The organism is Streptomyces coffeae (assembly GCF_016741875.1).
In the GTDB taxonomy this organism is placed as follows: Bacteria; Actinomycetota; Actinomycetes; order Streptomycetales; family Streptomycetaceae; genus Streptomyces; species Streptomyces coffeae.
On sequence record NZ_JAERRF010000089.1, the window covers coordinates 1 to 3,822 of the forward strand.

Here is a 3,822-nt window from a genome sequence, read left to right on the forward strand (position 1 = left end):
CTGGGCATGGGCCTGCAGGACACCTTCGAGGACCATTCGGACTCCGCTGCCGTGGCACTGGGTTCCCTGCGACGCGACGACGGTGGCATGGACCGCTTCCTCACGTCACTGGGCGAAGCCCACGTCCACGGAGTCGACATCGACTGGCACGCCGCCTTCACCGACCGAGGAGCCCAGCGGATCGAACTACCCACCTACCCCTTCCAACACGACCACTACTGGCTCGAGAACATGTCCGCGAAGGACGCTTCCACAGCCCATCCGCTGTTGACCGATGTCGTCCCACTGGCACAGCCCGAAGGCGGACTGGTCTTTTCCGGAACCCTGTCCGGAAGTGAGCATTCCTGGCTCAACGACCATGCCGTGCTGGGAACCGTGCTGCTGCCGGGAACCGCGTTCGTCGAGATGGCGCTCTACGCGGCAGAGGAAGCAGGCTGCGACCGGATCGAAGAGTTGGCATTCGAGACGCCGCTCGTGCTGCCCGAGGACCTCGAGGACAAGGATGTGCACATCCAGTTCGTGATCGGCGCGTCCGGGGACGACGCGCGCCGCTCGGTCAGCTTCCATTCCCGTCGCGCCGACATCGAGCAAGGATGGACACGGCACGCGGTCGGAACGTTGTCGGCCGGTACGGAGAACGTCGCCGTCGACAACGCCGCATGGCCGCCTCCCGGCTCGGAGCCGGTCGACATTTCGGGCTTGTACGAACACCTGGCAGCCGACAACTTCCACTACGGTCCCGCGTTCCAGGGGCTTCGGTCGGTGTGGAGAAACGGCGAAGCCGTCCTGGCCGAGGTGGAACTCCCTGAGCAGTGCCTGCCGGAGGCGGACGCGTACCAGTCGCACCCGGCCCTGCTCGACGCGGCGGTCCAGGCGGCGGTGGCAGGCGGGCTGCTGAATACGGGCTCGGACTCCGGCCAGATCATGCTTCCCTTCTCATGGAACGGCGTCTCGCTCTACGCGACCGGCGCCACCTCGCTACGCGTACATCTGACCGCGCAGGGCGCCGACGCCGTAGCGCTGGTGGCGAGGGACGCGGCCGGGCGGCCCGTACTGTCGGTGGATTCCCTGCTGGTACGGAAGGCACCCGCCAAGCAACTCGACCTCCTGAGGTCCGCCGGCGAGCACTCACTGTTCCAGCTGGAGTGGACGAAGCTCGGCGCCCGGGACCTGATGCAGGACACCGGCCCATGGGTCGTCGTCGGCGACGTGGACCCGCAGTCCAGCTCGCTGGTGGACACCGGGGTGGCAGACCGCTCCTATGAGACGTTCGAGGACTTGGCCGAGCACATCGGCGCCGGCCTTTCCGCACCGGGCGTCGTGGTGGTCCCCGTCCCTCTGAGGGATCCCGATGACACGGTGGCCGTGCGAGCCGCCGTACTGCACACGCTGGACATCCTGCAAACCTGGCTGTCCGACGATCGGTTCGCCGATGCCAGGCTGGTGCTCCTCACCGGCCGGACGTCAGCTCTCTCGGCCGCCGGTGTGTGGGGGCTGGTGCGCTCCGCCCAGTCCGAGCACGGTGACCGGATTGTTGTGGTCGAGGCCGACGACACCTACGAGGACTACAAGCAGCTGCCCACCGCGGTGAAATCCCGCGAGCCGCAGGTGGCAGTGCGCCAGCGAGAGCTGTTCGTACCCAGGCTGGTCAGGACGAGCGGAGGCGGTCAACGGACCGGCAGGGCATGGAACCCGGAGGGAACCGTGCTGATCACCGGTGGTACCGGTGTGCTGGGCTCTGAGCTCGCACGTCACTTGGTCACCGAGTCCGGCGTCCGGCACCTGCTTCTCCTGAGCCGCGGGGGCCCGCGCGCGGAAGGCGCCGAAGAGCTGAAGGCGGAGTTGCAGGAGTTGGGTGCCGAGGCAACCATCGTGGCCTGCGACGCGGCGGACAGGGACGCATTGGCCGAGGTGCTGTCGGCGGTGCCCGGAGCGCATCCGCTGACCGCTGTCATACACGCCGCCGGTGTACTTGATGATGCCCTGATCACGGACATGACTCCCGCACAGGTGTCGGCGGTGCTGGCACCCAAGGTGGACGGGGCACTCAACCTGCACATGCTCACTCAGGGGTTCGACCTGTCGGACTTCATCCTTTTCTCTTCCGCGTCAGCGGTGTTCGGCGGACCAGGCCAGGGCAACTACGCCGCCGCCAACGCGGTTCTGGATGCCCTGGTACTGCGCCGACGGGAGGAGGGGTTGCCCGGAATCGCCCTGGCCTGGGGATTCTGGGCCCAGCGCAGCGGCATGACCGCACACCTCGGTGACACAGACGTACGGCGGATGGAACGTGCCGGCGTCACGGAGCTGTCCACCGCGGAAGGTCTGGCCCTGTTCGACCTCGCGCGGGCGTTGGACGACCCGGCGGTACTGCCGATGAAGCTGAACCTCTCGCCGCTACGTGCTCAGCCGGGACACATCAGTGTTCCTTCCGTACTCCAGGGCCTGATACGGGTGCCCACGCGTCGCACAGCGGCCGAGCCCGACCACCGCTGGTCAGCAGCACGGTTGGCGGCACTTCCCGAGTCCGAGCGGGCGCCGGCGCTGCACGAACTCGTCAGGGCCGAGGTGGCTGCCGTCTTGGGCCATGACGAAGTGGCGGCGATCGATCCGGAACGGGCGTTCATGGACCTGGGATTCGATTCGCTGACCGCCGTAGAACTGCGCAATCGTCTGATCACTGCGACCGGTCTGCGATTGCCGACCACTGTGGTCTTCACATACGCGACGCCGTCGGCGCTCACCGAGCACCTGCTCGCCGGGATGCTCGAGAGCCAGGACAGCCCCAGGAAGGACGGGCTGGACGAATTCGAGGCCGAACTGCGGCGCACACCCCCTGGTGACGCCCGGCACGAAGCCTTGGTCCGCCGTCTGAGAGAACTGGCCGCGGCCTGGCTGCCCGAACAACCCGACGACGCCGACGCCGACCTGGACGTGTCGACCATCGACGAGATGCTCGATCTCGCCGAGGACGAACTTGAAGGCCTCTCAGCAGGAGAGGACGCGAAATAGCCGATGGCTGACGACAAGAAGATCCTCGACACGCTCAAACGGCTGACCACCGACCTCCGGCAGACCCGCCGCCGTCTCAAGAAGGTCGAGGACGCCCAACACGAGCCTGTGGCCATCGTGGGGATGGCGTGCCGCTTCCCCGGCGGTGTGCAGAACCCCCAAGACCTCTGGAAGCTGCTCATGTCGGGCGGGGACGCCGTGTCCGCGTTCCCCGACGACCGCGGGTGGGACCTGGACCAGTTGTTCAGTTCCGAGGATGTGGCAGGCACCTCGTATACCGCCGAGGGCGGATTCCTGGCCGGTGCGGGTGACTTTGACGCGGAAATGTTCGGCATTTCACCACGTGAGGCGTTGGCGATGGACCCGCAGCAGCGGTTGCTGCTGGAAACGTCCTGGGAAGCCATCGAAGACGCAGGGATCGATCCCCTCGCACTGCGCGGAAGCAGCACCGGTGTGTACGCGGGAGTGATGTACCACGACTACGGCTCTGGGGTGGGCACGCTGCCCGAGGAGATCGAGGGATACCTCGGCATCGGCACAGCGGGCAGCGTGGCCTCTGGTCGGGTGGCGTATGTGCTGGGGCTTGAGGGGCCCGCGGTGACGGCGGACACGGCGTGTTCGTCGTCGTTGGTGGCGCTGCACTGGGCGGTGCAGTCGTTGCGGTCCGGTGAGTGCTCCCTGGCGTTGGCGAGTGGTGTCACCGTCATGTCCAACCCGCGCATCTTCGTGGAGTTCAGTCGGCAGCGCGGCCTCGCCCCGGACGGCAGGTGCAAGTCCTTCGCCGCGGCAGCTGACGGCACCGGCTGGAGC

The 3,822-nt window shown here is 67.2% G+C and carries 2 protein-coding genes; both read left to right on the forward strand.

Going from position 1 to position 3,822, the window contains the following annotated elements; all coding sequences use genetic code 11:
- Positions 1-3,012, forward strand: a 3,012-nt coding sequence (locus tag JK363_RS40970; protein ID WP_201883417.1) for a type I polyketide synthase, incomplete at its 5' end; no start/stop codon positions are given.
- Positions 3,013-3,015: 3 nt separating this feature from the next.
- The coding region (locus JK363_RS40975) for a beta-ketoacyl synthase N-terminal-like domain-containing protein (RefSeq protein ID WP_201883418.1) at positions 3,016-3,822 on the forward strand (807 nt) is incomplete at its 3' end.